The sequence below is a fragment of the Oceanobacter sp. 4_MG-2023 genome, assembly GCF_030689165.1.
GTDB lineage: Bacteria > Pseudomonadota > Gammaproteobacteria > Pseudomonadales > Oceanobacteraceae > Oceanobacter.
In genome coordinates this window covers 163,915-180,625 of record NZ_JAUYVV010000004.1, presented here as the reverse complement: position 1 = coordinate 180,625, position 16,711 = coordinate 163,915, and the positions used below count along the sequence as shown (strand labels likewise).

Annotated in this window: 12 protein-coding genes; 3 read left to right on the top strand and 9 right to left on the bottom strand. The window is 55.8% G+C overall.

Annotation, left to right across the window (positions count from 1 at the left end; all coding sequences use genetic code 11):
* Positions 1-252: 252 nt before the first annotated feature.
* Both Q8W24_RS05385 and modF read left to right on the top strand, forming a co-directional pair.
* Positions 253-597: a histidine triad nucleotide-binding protein gene (locus tag Q8W24_RS05385; protein WP_303433972.1), complete on the top strand. Its 345-nt coding sequence runs from the start codon at positions 253-255 to the stop codon at positions 595-597.
* 7 nt (positions 598-604) lie between these two features.
* Positions 605-2,041, top strand: a complete 1,437-nt coding sequence (modF, locus tag Q8W24_RS05380) for a molybdate ABC transporter ATP-binding protein ModF (RefSeq protein WP_305413896.1) — start codon at positions 605-607, stop codon at positions 2,039-2,041.
* A 26-nt stretch (positions 2,042-2,067) separates the two neighbouring features.
* On the opposite strand, the gene Q8W24_RS05375 is transcribed toward modF, so the two are convergent.
* The 9 genes from Q8W24_RS05375 to Q8W24_RS05335 form a co-directional block, all read right to left on the bottom strand.
* Entirely contained in the window at positions 2,068-3,102 is a 1,035-nt protein-coding gene (locus Q8W24_RS05375) for a hypothetical protein (RefSeq protein ID WP_303433970.1), read from the bottom strand.
* Positions 3,103-3,232: 130 nt separating this feature from the next.
* On the bottom strand, positions 3,233-5,068 hold the full coding sequence (ilvD, locus tag Q8W24_RS05370; protein WP_305452320.1) for a dihydroxy-acid dehydratase: 1,836 nt from the start codon (positions 5,066-5,068) through the stop codon (positions 3,233-3,235).
* Between the two features lie 678 nt (positions 5,069-5,746).
* A complete protein-coding gene (locus Q8W24_RS05365; protein WP_305413893.1) occupies positions 5,747-6,673 on the bottom strand; it encodes an ABC transporter permease in 927 nt (308 codons plus the stop codon).
* Positions 6,674-6,688: 15 nt separating this feature from the next.
* Positions 6,689-7,780, bottom strand: a complete 1,092-nt coding sequence (locus Q8W24_RS05360; protein WP_305474629.1) for an ABC transporter permease — start codon at positions 7,778-7,780, stop codon at positions 6,689-6,691.
* Positions 7,773-9,305, bottom strand: a complete 1,533-nt coding sequence (locus tag Q8W24_RS05355; protein WP_305474627.1) for an ABC transporter ATP-binding protein — start codon at positions 9,303-9,305, stop codon at positions 7,773-7,775. Before Q8W24_RS05355 ends, Q8W24_RS05360 begins: the two co-directional genes overlap by 8 nt.
* The gene (locus Q8W24_RS05350; protein ID WP_305474624.1) at positions 9,302-10,399 is read right to left on the bottom strand and encodes a BMP family ABC transporter substrate-binding protein; all 1,098 of its coding nucleotides are present in this window, start codon (positions 10,397-10,399) and stop codon (positions 9,302-9,304) included. The genes Q8W24_RS05355 and Q8W24_RS05350 overlap by 4 nt, the downstream gene beginning before the upstream one ends.
* A 41-nt stretch (positions 10,400-10,440) precedes the next feature.
* Complete coding sequence (locus Q8W24_RS05345; RefSeq protein WP_303433965.1) at positions 10,441-11,481, bottom strand: isopenicillin N synthase family oxygenase; 1,041 nt, start codon at positions 11,479-11,481, stop codon at positions 10,441-10,443.
* Positions 11,482-11,822: 341 nt separating this feature from the next.
* Positions 11,823-13,073 (bottom strand): cytosine deaminase, encoded by a 1,251-nt coding sequence (gene codA, locus Q8W24_RS05340; RefSeq protein ID WP_305474622.1) that lies wholly within the window; start codon positions 13,071-13,073, stop codon positions 11,823-11,825.
* Positions 13,074-13,083: 10 nt separating this feature from the next.
* The gene (locus Q8W24_RS05335; RefSeq protein ID WP_303433963.1) at positions 13,084-14,337 is read right to left on the bottom strand and encodes a PucR family transcriptional regulator; all 1,254 of its coding nucleotides are present in this window, start codon (positions 14,335-14,337) and stop codon (positions 13,084-13,086) included.
* 679 nt (positions 14,338-15,016) lie between these two features.
* On the opposite strand from Q8W24_RS05335, the gene argS reads away from it, so the two are divergent.
* Entirely contained in the window at positions 15,017-16,702 is a 1,686-nt protein-coding gene (gene argS / locus Q8W24_RS05330) for an arginine--tRNA ligase (RefSeq protein ID WP_303433962.1), read from the top strand.
* Positions 16,703-16,711 lie beyond the last annotated feature (9 nt).

Below are 16,711 nucleotides of genomic sequence, written 5' to 3'. Positions count from 1 at the left end.
ATCGCCGATGGTAGTGTGGGGCTTCCCCATGTGAGAGTAGGTCATCGTCAAGCTCTTAAACGAAATACCCCGTCCTGCTTGCAGGGCGGGGTTTTTTTATGCCTGTGAGAAAGCAAGGGCGGACGCTGAGAATAAATAACCCGGGACTGAGCCGGTAACGGATACCGACGGTTGAGTACGGGCGGGTTTTTGGATTGAAAACAGAATGAGCTATACAGTAAGGTGTCCTGTCGTGACAGGAGAATACTAACTATGACAGAAGATACTGTTTTTGGAAAAATAGCGCGCGGTGAAGCCCAGGCCAATATAGTTTATGAAGATGATCTGGTGGTCGCTTTTCGTGATCTTTACCCGGCAGCACCAACTCATATTCTGATTATTCCGCGTAAACCCATACCTCGCTTGTGTGATGCCGCAATCGAAGACAAGGCATTGCTTGGTCATATGCTGCTGACCGCAAATCAGGTCGCCGAGAGCGAGGGGTTGGGCGACAAGTTCCGTTTGGTGATTAACAATGGCGCAGATGCTGGCCAATCGGTTTTTCACTTACATATGCACGTGATTGGTGGTCGGCCGCTGACCTGGCCGCCGGGTTGAGATAACGATGAAGTTTGAAGCAATACAGGCAAAACTGCACGATGGTCGTTACCTGAAGGTAGCGCAGTGGGAAGTGACTGACGGACAGTTCTGGGCCATTGCCGGCACCAATGGCAGCGGTAAAACGGCGCTGTCCTGCCTGCTGGGCGATCAGGTCAAGCTGAGCCATGGGGCGGTTGATGGGCTGCTGGATAGCGTCGCTTATGTGTCTCTCGAGGCACAGGCGGAGCTTATTGAGCATGAGCGCAAGGTCGATGAAAGCGACCTGACGGATATGGCCAGTAAAGGGACTCTGGTTCGGGATCTGATTGCACCGGTAGAGGATGTTGCAGCGCTGGTTGATGGCTTGGGTATTCGGCATTTGCTTGATCAGGGCTTCCGGTCGTTGTCGACCGGTGAAAGCCGCAAAGTGCTGTGGGTCAGCCGGTTACGCCAACAACAGGACATGCTGGTGCTGGATGAGCCCTATGAAGGCCTGGATGTTACCAGTCGCGCCTATATCAAACAGTGTCTGGACGATTTGGCTTCCCAAGGCCGGAGGATTGTCTGGGTTGCCAATCGGCTGGATGAACTGCCGGACTGGATCACCCACGTCGCGTTTATGCACGATGCAGAGTTGCTGGCTCAAGGGCCCCGACAAGAAGTTTTGGCGCTGCCAGAAGTAAACGCCTTGATTCACTTCGACAAGGAATTACCCGAGTTACCTCTTGCACCTGTCCCGCCGCTACAGCTTGCCGATGGCGAACCGTTGGTGTGCCTGACTCAAGGTCGCATCCAGTATGAGGAACGGGTGTTGTTTGATCAGCTGGACTGGACAATTACGCCAGGGCAGCATTGGGCTGTACAAGGGCCGAATGGCTGTGGCAAAACCAGTCTGTTACAGATGCTGACGGGGGATAACCCACAGTGTTATCGCAATAACCTGCGCTTGTTTGGTATTCAGCGCGGCACCGGTGAAAGTATCTGGGATATTAAAAAGCATATCGGGCTGGTCTCGGCTTCTCTGCAGTGGCAGTACCGCGCATCGACCAATGTGATCAGTGCGTTGGTTTCCGGGCTGCACGATAGCATCGGCTTGTACAAAGCCGTACGCGATGATGACAAAAAGCTGGCATTACAATGGCTGGATATTCTGGGGCTGAAAGAGAAAGCTAACCAGAGCCTGCAACACCTGTCGTATGGTGAGCAGCGTCTGGTGCTGATTGGACGGGCCTTGATCAAGCAACCGGCGTTACTGATTCTGGATGAACCCTGTCAAGGGCTGGATGATCTGAGCCGTCATATGGTCTTGGCGTTTATCAACCGCCTGGTGGAGCAGCAGCGTATGACGATGCTGTATGTGACTCACCATGCGGATGAAATTCCGACGGAATTTTCCCATCGGTTGGTTTTTCAGCCGCAAGCAGAGGGCCGCAGCCTGATTCTGCAAGTAACGGAGGCCTGATGGTCTCCGGAGTCTATCCCCTGGTGTCAGGGGTTCCTGGGTGCAGTCGCAGTACCAGACTCCAGTGCCTGCAGGCGGTTGGTCAGCTCACGAATTTTCTTTTCCAGCGGTGCCTTGATATTGGTCGCCTGCTCGTTCGCTTTCTGTACCAATGCCAGGGTCTGGTCGAGAAAGGCCATATTGCGTAGATCGCCGGCATTCAACGCTTCTGCTAACTGGTGCAGATAACTTTCAAAGCGCAGGGCTGCTTGCTCTGCGTCATCAATATCCATGTTAATGATCTTCTCGGCTTCGCGGCCAATATAGAGTGCATGCTGTGCTGCTCGAAGTGCACGCTTACCAATCTGTTCCGATAAGGTCCGATTGGTATATTGGTCGCTGATGGTGTTGTTGGCCTCTTCCGTTAGCGTTTCTGCAAATTTGAACGTCTCCAAAGCAAAATAATCCACCCCTTCATCCTCGGCTTTTTCCAGGGTCTTTTGAGCCGGTCGCCAATGCAGTTCAAGCATGGTGTCGCGTTCCAGCTCTTGCATGTCTTCCAGCAAGTCACCGATATCGTCATCGAGGCTGTTATCACGTCCGGCTTCAATCGCTTGGGCCAATGATTTGATTTTCTCGAATTGCTTTTTATAGGCAGAGGGCAAGACCTTGTCGGCCTTGATGTCTTCCAGAACTTGTTTTTGTGCCAGTAGCACGGACAGTGTTTCGGCGACCTTGTGTTTATTGGCCATGCCGCTTTCAAACAGTGTCAATGTCCTGGCCGCAGACTCAAGTGCCTGTTGGTCATTGCCTGCCAGATCACTTTTACGGGCGGCGCTGATGGCAGTATTCATCTGTTGCCAATGCAGTGGTGAATAGAGGGCAAGATTTTCATTTCGGCCGGTGATGACTGACTCTTCAGCGGCATCGAGAGCGGTATGGGTATCACCGGTAAAGGTTTTGGCTTTACGGGCGGCGAGATCATCGAATGCATCTTCGTTTGCAATATGTTTGCTGGCACAGCCTGATACCAGTAGCAAGGCCAGCAGAACAGACAAGAAAGTACCGTGCCTGAGCGTCATATAAATCTCCTCTGGTGGCAAAAACAGCGCGGCGACATCCTTTGTGATGTCGCTGCGCCACCATCAATGACGCATCTGGGCGTCAATAAATCAGACTGCTTTGTGGCAAGCCGGTTCTCGATGGCTGGTATCAATCGAGTAACAATTTGTCACGTACTGCACCCTTGTCGGCACTGGTCGCAAATTTGGCATAAGCCTTGAGCGCCGTGCTGACTTTACGAGGACGCAGCTCCGCTGGCTTCCAGCCCTTGGCGTCTTGCTCGGCACGACGGCTCGCCAGTTCTGCATCATCCAACAGCACATTGATGCTGCGATTGGGGATGTCGATCAGAATAGGGTCGCCGTCCTTGAGCAGGCCAATAGCACCACCGGAAGCTGCTTCTGGTGACGCATGGCCGATCGACAGGCCAGAAGTACCACCAGAGAAGCGGCCATCAGTCAGCAGGGCACAGGCTTTGCCGAGACCTTTGGATTTCAGGTAGGACGTTGGATACAGCATCTCCTGCATTCCCGGGCCACCTTTTGGACCTTCGTAACGAATGATCACCACATCACCGGCCACCACTTCGTCAGCCAGAATACCTTTGACGGCTGTGTCCTGGGATTCAAAGATCTTGGCCTTGCCGTTGAACACCAGAATCGAGTCATCCACCCCGGCTGTTTTCACGACACAGCCATCCAGAGCGATATTGCCGTACAACACGGCCAGGCCGCCTTCACGGGAATAGGCGTGTTCGAGGTTACGAATACAACCGTTGGCACGGTCACCGTCCAGGGTTGGCCAGCGCGTGCTTTGGCTAAAGGCGGTCTGGGTCGGAATCCCGGCCGGTCCGGCCTTGTAGAACTCCAGTACTTCCGGCGTTGGATTACGCATAATATCCCACTTGTCCAAGGCCTCAAGCAAGGTGCTGCTGTGCACCGTTGGCAGTTGGGAATGCAGCAGCCCAGCGCGTTCGATCTCGCCGAGAATCCCCATAATGCCACCAGCACGATGAACATCTTCGATATGGTATTTGGGCGAATTGGGCGCCACTTTACACAGTTGTGGCACGACACGAGAGAGACGGTCGATGTCTTTCAGGTCAAAGTCCACATCCGCTTCCTGGGCTGCCGCCAGCAAGTGCAGGATGGTGTTGGTAGACCCGCCCATCACGATATCCAGGGTGATCGCATTCTCGAAAGCATCAAAACTGACGATGGAGCGTGGCAGTACGGATTCGTCATTGTCTTCGTAATAACGTTTGGCGTTTTTGACAATCAGGCGAGCGGCATCGAGAAACAGCTCTTCACGATCAGAGTGCGTTGCCAGCACGGTGCCGTTGCCAGGTAACGACAACCCGATTGCCTCAGTCAGGCAGTTCATGGAGTTGGCAGTGAACATGCCGGAACAAGAGCCACAGGTCGGGCAGGCGCTGCGTTCATATTCTGCAACGTCTGCATCTGAGGCGGTGTCATCGGCGGCAATCACCATGGCATCCACCAGATCCAGCTTGTTCTCAGACAGCTTGGTTTTGCCTGCTTCCATCGGGCCACCGGAGACAAACACAACCGGGATATTCAGCCGCAGGGCAGCCATCAGCATTCCGGGAGTGATCTTGTCGCAGTTGGAAATACACACCAGGGCATCGGCACAGTGGGCATTAACCATATATTCGACGGAATCCGCGATGATTTCACGGCTGGGCAAGCTGTACAGCATACCGTCGTGACCCATGGCGATACCGTCATCAACCGCGATGGTATTAAATTCCTTGGCGACGCCACCGGCTTTTTCTATCTCGCGGGCCACCAGCTGGCCCATATCCTTAAGATGGACATGTCCTGGGACAAACTGGGTAAAAGAGTTGGCGACGGCGATGATCGGTTTATGGAAATCGTCGTCTTTCATTCCGGTGGCGCGCCACAGGGCACGGGCACCCGCCATATTACGACCCGCAGTGGAGGTCTTGGAGCGGTACTCAGGCATGGTGTCTCTCTCTTTGTTCATAGATCCTGCCACAGAGCGGGCAGTCGGGCTGTTTTATAGTGCCTCGGGTGGCGTCAGTCGCAGCCCGGGTACGTGAAAGACCTTCAGTTTAGCAAAAGGCGGGTCACAACGCAGTGCTCTTGGTGCGCCAGAGGCGGATCGCCCGGTGCTCGACAGGAAAACAAGCGGTGGCCAAGGTCGTAAAGTTATCCCTGTTTTCTGTGGATAAATATTGGGATAACTTTGGGGTAGCCTAAGGATAACAGGCCACATTGCTGATGCTGGCTATCGACACGCTGGTCTGGTCAAAAAACGCACAGTCCTGCTGGGTATTGGATTATTTCTGGAGATCCAGGTTTTTTATTATAAGTCTTTGTATTTTATTCATATTTTCTGATTTGTTTGGAAGTGCTTACACATGGTGGCGGGCTCGCCTTGCCTGGGGATTGATGACAGTCTCTGGCTTGCTAATGGCTGAGCTGTGGATAAGAAAATCTCTTGGCAGGATAAGTCTGTGCATAACGTCAGGATAACTACCGTCATCCTGATCGTTGGTCGACAATTGAGCCTATCCCGGAATCAAGCGCCGGACTGGGTTATTGTTTTTGGATAGCTGTCTGTTTTGTGTCTGTTCGCCCTGTTCTGGTGTCGCGCATCTGGTGAGACGCCATGCGTGTCTCAGTGTCGATCCTGGCGCACATAGGGCTGACCGAGTGCAGCAGGCTCCATGCCTTTTTTGGAACCGGAACAAGCCGCGACCAGCAGCACCGCGATGGTGAACAGATAAGGGAGCATATTCATCAGATAGATCGGAGCCGGTATACCGATCGCCTGCAGCCGTGGCAACAGCGCTTCGATAGCACCGAACAAAAAAGCCCCGGCCAATGCCTTGAGTGGCTCCCAGCGGGCAAAGACCACCAGCGCAAGGGCGATCCAGCCACGTCCGGCCACCATGTTATCGACCCAGATGCTGCTGCTTGCCACCGACAGGTATGCCCCGGCCAAACCACAAAGGGCACCGCTGGCGGTGATAGCCAGCAGTTGCTGCACCTGCACCTGCACCCCGGCGACATCGGCGCTGGCAGGGTCTTCTCCAACAGCACGGATTTTCAGGCCTGCGCGGGTACGTTCCAGCAGAAACCAGAGTGCAAAACCGATCAGCACGGTGAGATAGACCAGAATATCCTGATGAAAGAGTAGCTGGCCGACCAGCGGCAGCTGATCCAGCCAGGGGAGATCCAGTGGTTGCAGGCCTTCAAAGCTTTTATGGACATAAGACCGCCCGACCACTCCGGCAATACCCAGCCCCACCGCCATGGTGGCAAGGCCAGCCAGAATCTGTTCGCAGCGCATCACGACCACGGCAAAGCCAAAAACCAGTGCCAGGGTCGCGCCAGCCAGGACCGCACAGAGGATACCAATCGCGGGGTTTCCCAACGTCAGGGTCAAAACCGCCGCAGTCATGGCACCCAGAGACATATAGCCTTCGGCACCCATATTGAGGACACCAGCGCGTTCGCAGAGCACCAGTCCCATGCTGGCCAGAGCCAGGGGAATCGCAAATGCCGGTGTGCTACCGAGCCAGTGGGTGATGAACTGTTCCATAAATCTCTTGTTCTCTCAGGTGATCTGGCGTGCGGTTTGGGGTGGAGTCCGGCGCAGCAGGGATACACGGTAACTGCGGAAAAACTGCACCATCAGCAGTGTTAACAGCACGATGCCCTGTATCAGCACCACAATGGCATCCGGGATACCGTAGAACACCTTCAGCGTACTGCCAGCGTTATAAATGCCCGCCAGCGCAATAGCCGTTGGCAATATTGCCAGCGGATTAAAACGCGCCACAAAGGCGATAACGATGCCACTGAAGGTGGTATTGATACCGATGGTCTGGGTCAGGCGATGTTCGACACCGGTGACGACCAGCCCACCCGCCAACCCGGCCAGCGCCCCCGAGAGCAGAATCATCAGGGTGAGGGTCGCAGTGACCGGAATACCGGTCGCCAGAGCCGTGCGGCGATTATGGCCAATAACATCAATGTAGAAACCCGTACGACTTTTCTGTACCAGCACCGCCATCAGCAAAGTGATGGCCAGCGCCAGATAAATACCGGAATGCAGATTGCCAAAGCCCAGACTGGCGAGCTGCTCGTTGTCATCAAAACGGGGAGAAACCGGAAAGCTGTTGACCGGATCTTTCCAGGCACCAAACAGCAGATGCTGTAACAGCAGATAGGCGACGTTGGACAATAACAGGGTTACCACCAGCTCGTTGACATTGGCCTTCAGCTTTAACAGCAGTGGTACGGCAATCCAGATGGCACCGGCGAGCGCCGAAGCGATCAGCATGATGGGCAGACGCAGCGTCTCACTGCCGAAGTCGTTGCTGGCGACCAGCGTGGCCCCAATGGCACCGAGCCACAGTTGGCCTTCGATCCCGACGTTCCAGAAACGCAGGCGCATGGCCGCGAGGGCTGCCAGACCGACCAGAATCAGCGGTACGGCCAGCGTCAGGGTCTGCGCCAGACCGCGAGCGCTGAAAAAGACCTGAACCACCAGATCATCCATCAAGGTTGAAGCTGGTGCGCCAGCGGCAAGCAAAACCAATACACCGCAGCCCAGCCCAACCAGCAAACCCAGAATATAAGTCGCGGCGGAGCGCAGGGTACTGACTTGCTGTCGCCGTTCGAGCGTTAAGCGGAAATTACTCATGACCAAGGATTAGCCTCCCAATATCAGCGGCGCTGGCATCGCCGGGCAGTTCTCCGGTAATTTTACCGGCGCTGATCACACAGATACGATCAGACAGCGCCATGATTTCTTCCACATCTTCACTGACCAACAGGCAAGCAGCCCCTTGGGCGACCGCTTCACGCAGTCGCTGATGCACCGCCGCTGACGCCCGGATATCCAGGCCGCGGGTGGGCGAATGCGCCAGTAACAGCTTCATGCCGTTGTCGATCTCCCGGGCCAGCAAGACTTTCTGTGCATTGCCGCCCGACAGCAGGCCCATACGGCCGTGGGGACGCGCCCCGGCAATGTCGTGCTGTTCGATACTGGCTTTGGCTTCACGCTCCATACGGCGGCGGTTGAGCCAAAAGCGTCCGAAGCGGCCCCTGACCACCGCAGTCAGGGAGAGATTGGCGGCAATCGTCAGGTCAGATGCCAGCGCGGTTGCCATGCGGTCAGCGGGAATCACCCGCAGACCCAGCTGACGGCGCTGGTTGGGGGGTAACTCCAGGGCATCGGCACCATCAATCATGACGCTGCCAGCGCTGGCGGAACGAATACCGTTCAGGGTTTCAACCAGCTCGTGCTGACCGTTGCCGCCGACACCCGCGAGGCCGAGTATTTCACCGGCCCGAACCCGCAAGCTGACATCGGTGAGTGCCGGAGCACCGTCATCCCGTTGGGCGTGCAAGTGGGCGATAGCCAGCAGGTCCGGCCCTCGAGGTTGAAGGCTGCTGGTCGTGGTGTCCGGTGTGCTGCTGGGTGCGACGCTGGATGCCGAGCTGCCCATCATCAGGCTGGCGATTTTTTCGATCGACAGTTGGGTCGTGTCCAGCCCCGCCGCAACGGTCTTGCCGCGACGCATAATGGTCACCCGGTGGCTGAAACCCACTACTTCGCGCAGCTTGTGGGTAATCAGGATAATACTGCGGCCGGATTCGGCCATGCGACGAATGGCACCGAGCATGGAGCTGGCCTCGGCGTCTGTCAGAACGGCAGTGGGTTCGTCCAGAATCAGAATACGAGCGCCGAGGGCCAACACCTTGCAGATCTCTGCACGTTGTTTTTCGGCCACCGACAGTTCGCCCACCGGACAGTCCGGATTGAGCGTAAAGCCAACTTCCCTGGCGGTTGCCAGCAAGGCGTTGCGGGCGGCGGTGCGGGTCTTCAGGTGAGGATGGTCGTCGGCCGCCAACAACAGGTTTTCTGTTGGCGTCAGCCGATCCACCAGCCGGAAATGCTGATGTACCATGCCGATCCCATGGCGCGCACTGTCCGAGGGCTTGCCGATAATCAGCGGCAACCCCTCCAGTGTCAGGGAACCGGCATCGGCGCTGTAGACGCCGATCAGGATATTCATCAGCGTCGATTTTCCGGCGCCGTTCTCGCCGAGCAAGGCATGCACCTCGCCCTTGGCCAGATCGAACGAGACATCCTCAAGCACGCGATGGATATCAAAGCTTTTATCGATGGCGCTCAGTGTTAACAGGGGAGCCCCCTGGCTCATTGGGCGCCTCCCTGCGTACCTTTCACCAGATAATCCATGGACCAGAGCTGCTCGTCATCAAGAGAGGCGCCGCTGGCCAGCTTTTCGCTGCCATCCTGGGCCAGGATCGGGCCATCAAAAGGGGTCATCTCTCCCGCGATGATGGCGGCCCGTTGCGTGGCGATGGTTTGTTTGACCGCCGCCGGAACTCTGTCTGGCAGTGGCGTGATATCCACAACGCCTTCCGCCAAACCCGGGAAGGCGCCGTATTCAGACGGTTCCCAGGTGCCTGCAGCGATCGCCTCGATAGTTGGAACCAGGTATTTGTCCCAGTGGAAAGTGACCGAGGTCAGATGGCCTTTGGGGGCATTGGCGCTCATATCCAGCTGGAAGCCAATACTGTATTTGTCTGCTTTTTCCGCTTCGGTGAAAGGCGCGGCGGAAGACAGGTTATTGGCAACAACGGAGACGTTTTGCTCCAACAGAGATTTGGCCCCTTGACCTTCTTTTACCGGGTCCCACCAGGAGTTGGTGTAGAGCACCGCTACCGACGCATCTGGTTTGCTGACCTGAACCCCTCGGGTAAAGCCGTTGATATCCCAGTTGACCACGCTGACGGGGAAGCCAGCCAACATGCCCAGTTTATTACTATCGGCCATGGCCCCGGCGGCAATACCTGCCAGATACCAGCCTTCATACGTGCGGGCATAGAAGCTTTCGAGGTTGTCGGCATTACGGGTGCCGGAGGCATTGACGAACGCTACATTGGGGTATTTTTCCGCCGCTTCCGCGATGCCATCGGAGTAACCGTAGGTAGTACCGACAATAATGTTGAATCCCCGCTGAACGTACAGATCAATGGCGTTTTTCAGGGCGCTGGCATCTTCCGGGATGCTTTCAGCCACAGCGATCGGGTAGCCCAGCTTGTCGGCGACGACTTGACGCGCATCGTCGAGCGCCTCGTTCCAACCACCATCCCGGGCAGTCGCGGCATAAATAAATGCGATTTTGGGTTCACCTTTCAGCTGAAAAGCATCAGCCTGAGCCAGATTCGGCAGCAGGCTGGCGCTGAGAAGTGTCAGGGATAGTGCTGAAGCAAAGACAGGGTTACGCATCGGTTGGATTCTCCGGTTGGGTGCGGGGTGAGCGCTGTCCTTCAGGACGGCGTCTCCGTGCTGCGATGGGCATAGGTTTCGTTAAAACGTGACTGGATGTAGTCGCTGGCCTTGATCGGTTCAAACTGGGCTGGCCAATCCGGGCGTTGACATGAAGGTAATACTTCAATCATGGCGTCGGAGTTGGTGCCGTAGAAAAACGGAATGGAGTAGCGTTGCTTGCCGGAGCGGTTAATGGCGCGGTGCAGGGTGGAGGCGAAATAGCCATTGGTCCAGCGCGCCATCAGGTCGCCGACATTGACGATAAAGGCGCCGGGGATCGGTGGTGCCTGTATCCATTCGCCAGCGCAGTTCAGTACCTGTAACGATGGTGTTTCATCGGTACAGAGAATGGTGAAACACTCGTAATCGGAATGAGGGCCGATGCCGATCTGGCGTTCATCAATGGGGCCTTCCTGGCTCGGGTAAGAGAGTACCCGCATCTGGGCCATGGGTTTGTTGCTGAGGGGGGCAAAAAAATCGGCTTTCAGATCCAGTGCCAGCGCGAAGGCAGAGAATATTTTTTGTCCAAAATCCAGTACCGCACGCTGGTAATCGAGCAGGGCATCCTTGAAACCGGGCAGGTTTTCCGGCCATTGATTGGGGCCATAACCAAATTTGCCAGCCATAACGTCAGGGTCATCGGCAGGCAGGTCGAGGGCAATATCGAAACCTTCATGCAGGTCGCCCAGCCCTTCGGCATTGGTGTTTTCTTCCAGCAATCCGGTGTAACCGCGCAGGTTGGGCGATTGGGCAATATCGACTTTTATCTTGTCTTCCAGCGGCTGATCAAAAAACTGCTGCGCTGCCTTGAATGTCTGTGCGATTACCTGCTCAGGCACCTCATGGCCTTTGGCATAGAAAAAACCGACTTCGGTACAGGCCCGGCGCACGGCTTCACCAACAGCGGCCCAGGCCGCGCTGTCATCGGAATACATGGCGGAAAAATCAATCACCGGAATGGATGAGAAAGGCACCGCGAGGCTGTCCAGGTCGTTGTTTTTGACGGCGCGGGGGCCGTTACCCGTCATCACTGTTGCCATGATAAATTCCTGAGTTGGCTTTTGTTCGGTTTTTGGCTGTGCACTTTGTTCGCCTGAGACCCGGTTTGTTGAGTCTCTGTCAGTAGACTAGAGCAAGGGCTATACCAAGTAATAAAGGGCTTTGTTGGAAAATTTCCGCAGTGGATAATGAACACCATATGCCGGAAAGGTATGTGCAGGTTGCACTGTTTGTTCTGATTTGATGGTGGGCTGGCGGCGCAGCGTAAAGACTGGTTCCCTTACGCCGCAAAAGCCGTTTTCTGTCTGCTGTTTTTTTGCTCTCTATCAGTGCGTTGTCCGGCGATAACCGGTCGGTATTGGGCATGGTGGGGTAGCGGCCATCATGCGGACAGATACGTGTTGCTGATTACTCGCGCCGGTGTGCGTTGCATGATGATGTTGCCCTGGCGGACAGACAGCAGCACGTCACCCTGCTTGCGTAATACGCTGTAGTCATCTTCGCCGTCGAGCAGGATAAAGCTGCCGGGCTTGCCGATCTCGATGCCGTAGTGCGCCTGGATATTCAGGGTGCGGGCACTGTTGTCGGTAATCAGGTCCAGTGCGGTTGCAAAATCACGATAGCCCATCATCTGACAGATATGCAGGCCAAAATCCAGACTGCGCAGCAGCTTGCCGTTACCAAGGGAATACCAGGGGTCAATAATGGAATCTTCAGCAAAACAGACGTTGATACCGGCTTCGTTCAGCTCTTTGACCCGGGTCAGGCCGCGCCGTTTGGGGTAACTGTCGAACCGGCCCTGCAAGTGAATACTTTCGGTCGGGCAGGAAATAAAATTGATGCCGGCGTTCTTGAGCAAACGGAACAGCTTGGAGCAGTAAGCGTTGTCGTAGGAGTGCATGGCGGTGGTATGGCTGGCGGTGACCCGGGGGCCGAGTTCATGCCGCAGGGCTTCATAGGCCAGTACTTCAAGAAAACGGGAATGAGGGTCATCGATCTCATCACAGTGCACATCCACCAGACGGTCGTATTTTTGCGCCAGCTTGATCACGGTTTGCATCGACTCGACACCCAGCTCGCGGGTGTATTCAAAGTGCGGAATACCGCCGACCACATCGGCACCAAATTCCAGCGCTTCCTCCATCAATCGCAGCCCTTTGGGAAACGAGAGCAGCCCATCCTGAGGAAAGGCGACGACCTGGAGTTCGATCTTGTCCTTGAGTTCATCACGCAGGGTGCACAGGGTCTTGAGTCCGACCAGACTGGGGTCGGAGGTATCGGCATGGGTCCGTATATGTTGCACACCATTCTGGACCAGCAACTCGATGGTATCGAGCACGCGGCGACGAATGTCGGCCTCGTTCAGCATCGGTTTGCGTTCACCCCAGCGTTCAATGCCTTCGAACAGGGTGCCGCTCTGGTTCCAGTTCGGTTCGCCAGCGGTCAGTGCCGCATCAAGGTGAATATGAGGTTCAACAAAAGGCGCGCATAACAAGGTGCCGGCGGCGTCGATGGCGTCTGCAGGGCAAGGCAGAGCAGCGCTTTGTGGCGTTATTTGGCTGAATACGCCGTCGGTGATCTCGAGGCTGTGGAGCTGGGACTTCTGTCGCAGACGGGCGTTAACGATTTTCATGGAAACCTCTTCAGAGTTCTTCAGCCTTGGGGGGCTGGGTGTCGATATTGTGATGCTGAAACAGGATCTGCTCGATCAGCAGGGCATTTTGCAAATTCAGACGCACAAAGGCGTCGCCGAGTCGATGGCCGACCAGCTGTTCAATCCGTTTCAGGCGATGTCTGAGCGTATTGCGGTGGATGCCCAGCACTTCAGCGGTCTGTTGCTGGTTGCCGAACAGGTTGAGGTACTGGGTCAGGGTTTCCTTTAGCTGCAGTGACTGATCGTTGCGGGAAAAACAAAGACTGCCCAGTTGCTGTTGGCAGAACTGGGCCAGCAGGCTGCGTTGCGGAATGGCAGCAAACAGACGGGCGATGCCGAGCTGGTCGTAAAAGAACAGGCGCTGGCCGCCGTGCTGAACGGCAAATTGTACCGCCTGACGGGACTGTTCGACGGCGGAAGACAGTTGGCTGAGGCCCGGTTGCAGATCACTGGCCCCGGCGTAGAGCTGCAAGTCCGGCATCCGCTGTTGCAGCTGGTCGAGTGCCGAACTGAGGTCTTCGGCCAAGTCGCTGGCGTGGTCACGTTCGGTTGGCCAGATGGCGATCAGATCCTGTTCAAGTACCAGCACTGGCCAGTCGATACCCCGGCGTTTCAGTAGTTCGCCAAACTGCTGCTCCAGCTCATTACGCTGGTTGATCAGCTGCCAATGCTGTTCCTTGTCTTCACTGAGCAGGCGCTGGTGGAAGCCGGAAAGGCGCACGGAGACCACGGTATAGGGGCGGTTGTCGTTGAGATCCAGTTCGGCTGCCCGTAAATGAATAAGCTCCGGAGCATCGGCAAAACCGTTGATCAGCCGGGTCAGGAACAGCTTGGTGGACTGGCCGATCAGGTTGTCCTGCACAATGGCGTTGCTGATAACTTCAGTGACCAATACCATTTTCAGGGAGTAGGGTTGCTCCAGAATCGGGAAGTTGAGCGCGTTGGCCAGCTCCAGCACACCGGCCGGAATCCGGCGGATGTACTCGGGGCCTGTCAGGATCACCAGGCCAGCGACCTGATGCTCAACCGCTTCCTGCACCAGTTGCTTGAGGTTGGCTTCGCTGCGATGCAGGTTGATGCCGGTGACAAACACCAGCTCGCCCCCGCGAACCCAGGGGGCGATGGTTTCGTTTTCGGCAACATAGGGCCAGCGAACGGGCCGGTTACCGCCTTGCAGGCCCGCCCGAAAGAGAATTTCCTCCAAACCGGGCAGGCGCGAAATATCGGCGCAGGTGATGGCCATCTCAACTCTCCATCGTTGTTGGTGCGCTGCGGAACCGGCAGTGACGCTGGTGGGCCTGTCGATCTGTGTGTTGGTCAGTCTGTTGGTCTGAGTGTCGATTGATGTAGTGATCGATCAGGGTGGACAGCTTTATGGCTGGCTCGGCGAAAGGGAGTGCCGTTGGGTGTTTCTGATTGGGCACTTCGCTTAACAAATTGTCTGGGTGTTGCATCGCCTGCTCCGTCTGGTTTTATCCATGGTCGTTTTGCCTGAGTGCAGATAAAGCAAGGCTTGTTCCAGTCTTCAGGGAGGCTTGTGGCGGTTAATGCTGGTGGTCGGTATCGGTGGCTTTCTGGTTTATATGTTGTGCAATATGCACATTAATAATAAGCAGGCAGGGAATACGGATAAGTGGGCAGGCGGTGGCTGCCCTGTGCCGGTTCATTGAATGCTTTATTGGAGGGCAGGGTGATGGGTTGGATGAAAGGCAATGAAATGGCAAGAGAATAGCCCGGCCTGACAGGATGATTCCCGGTTCATCAAGAGAACGGCTGTGCCCGGGTTGCAGCACGGATTCTGCACAAGGTCGCAAAATCGTGAGTTTTTGAGTCTGGAGCGGGTGCGTCCTTCACCCGGAGCGCTGAATTTGCGATACTCGCCTTCCTTTCCTGTTTATCGATATCAATCTGATTCCCTGCTTATGAAACCGCAAATTGCTGAGCTGTTGTCCGCCGCCGTTGTCACCCTAAAAGATCAGGATGTGATTCCTGCCACCCATGAAGTGCGCATTCAGATCGATAATACCCGTGACAAGGCCCATGGCGATCTCGCCACCAACCTGGCTTTGACTCTGGCCAAACCGGCGGGCAAAAACCCTCGGGAACTGGCGCAGCGGCTGGTGGATGCCTTGCCTGCAACGCCCTTGATCGAAAAGGTTGAAATCGCAGGCCCTGGCTTTATCAATTTTTACCTCAGTCAGGCCTCAACCAGTCATCTGGTACGAGCAGTGCTGGAAGCGGGTGCAGACTACGGTCGTAATCGCTCGGGTGCGGGCAAAAAAGTGCAGGTGGAATTTGTCTCGGCCAACCCCACCGGGCCACTGCATATTGGTCATGGTCGTGGTGCCGCCGTCGGGGATTGTCTCTGCCGCCTGCTGGATGCCAATGGCTGGGAAGTGACCAGTGAGTTTTATTACAACGATGCCGGGCAGCAGATCAATAATCTGGCGCTGTCGGTACAGTCCCGTTGCAAGGGCCTGACCCCGGATGACGAAGGCTGGCCAGAAAACGGCTATCGTGGTGATTACATTACCGATCTGGCCGCCAGCTATATGAATGGTGACGTGGTGGAAGCCGCCGACCAGCGTTATACCGGTGCCAAGGATGCTGATGACCTGGAAGCCATTCGCCACTTCGCGGTAGCCTATCTGCGTCGTGAACAGGATCTTGATCTCAAGGCCTTTGCGGTCGACTTTGATGTCTATTTTCTCGAGTCCTCGCTCTATCATGAGGGCAAGGTGAACAACACGGTTGAACGGCTGATCGACAGCGGTTACACCTACGAAGACGGTGGCGCCCTGTGGCTGAAAACCACCGAATTCGGCGATGACAAAGACCGCGTGATGCGTAAATCCGATGGGGGTTTCACCTACTTTGTCCCGGATGTGGCTTACCATCTGGATAAATGGCAGCGTGGCTTCGAGCGGGTTGTTAACGAACAGGGCGCGGATCACCACAGCACCATTACCCGTGTACGCGCCGGATTACAGGCACTGGATGTTGGTATTCCCCAAGGCTGGCCGGATTACGTGCTGCATCAGATGGTGACGGTGATGCGGGGCGGCGAAGAAGTGAAAATATCCAAGCGAGCAGGCAGCTACGTGACCCTGCGAGACCTGATCGATGAAGTTGGCCGCGATGCGACCCGTTATTTCCTGGCGGCGCGCAAGGCCGACAGTCAGTTGACCTTTGATATCGACCTCGCCCGTGAGCAGTCTTCCGATAACCCGGTGTACTATATTCAATACGCCCATGCCCGGGTTCGCTCCATTTTCCGCAAGCTGGCGGAATCGGGTCTGAGCTGGGATAGCGCCACCGGATTGGCTGCGCTGGAGCATTTGCAGCTGGATTCCGAGAAAGAACTTATCGTGAAGCTGGGACGTTTTCCAGAAGTGGTCAAAGCCGCGGGTGCCGCCAACGAACCGCATCAGGTGGCCAATTATCTCAAGGATCTGGCCGGTGATTTCCACACTTATTACAACTCTGAGAAAACACTGGTCGACGACGAAGGCTTGCGTAACGCTCGTCTGACGTTGGCAGAAGCTGTACGTCAGGTGATTGCCAACGGTTTGTACCTGCTGGGTGTCAGTGCTCCGGACGTTATGTAAATCCGCTGG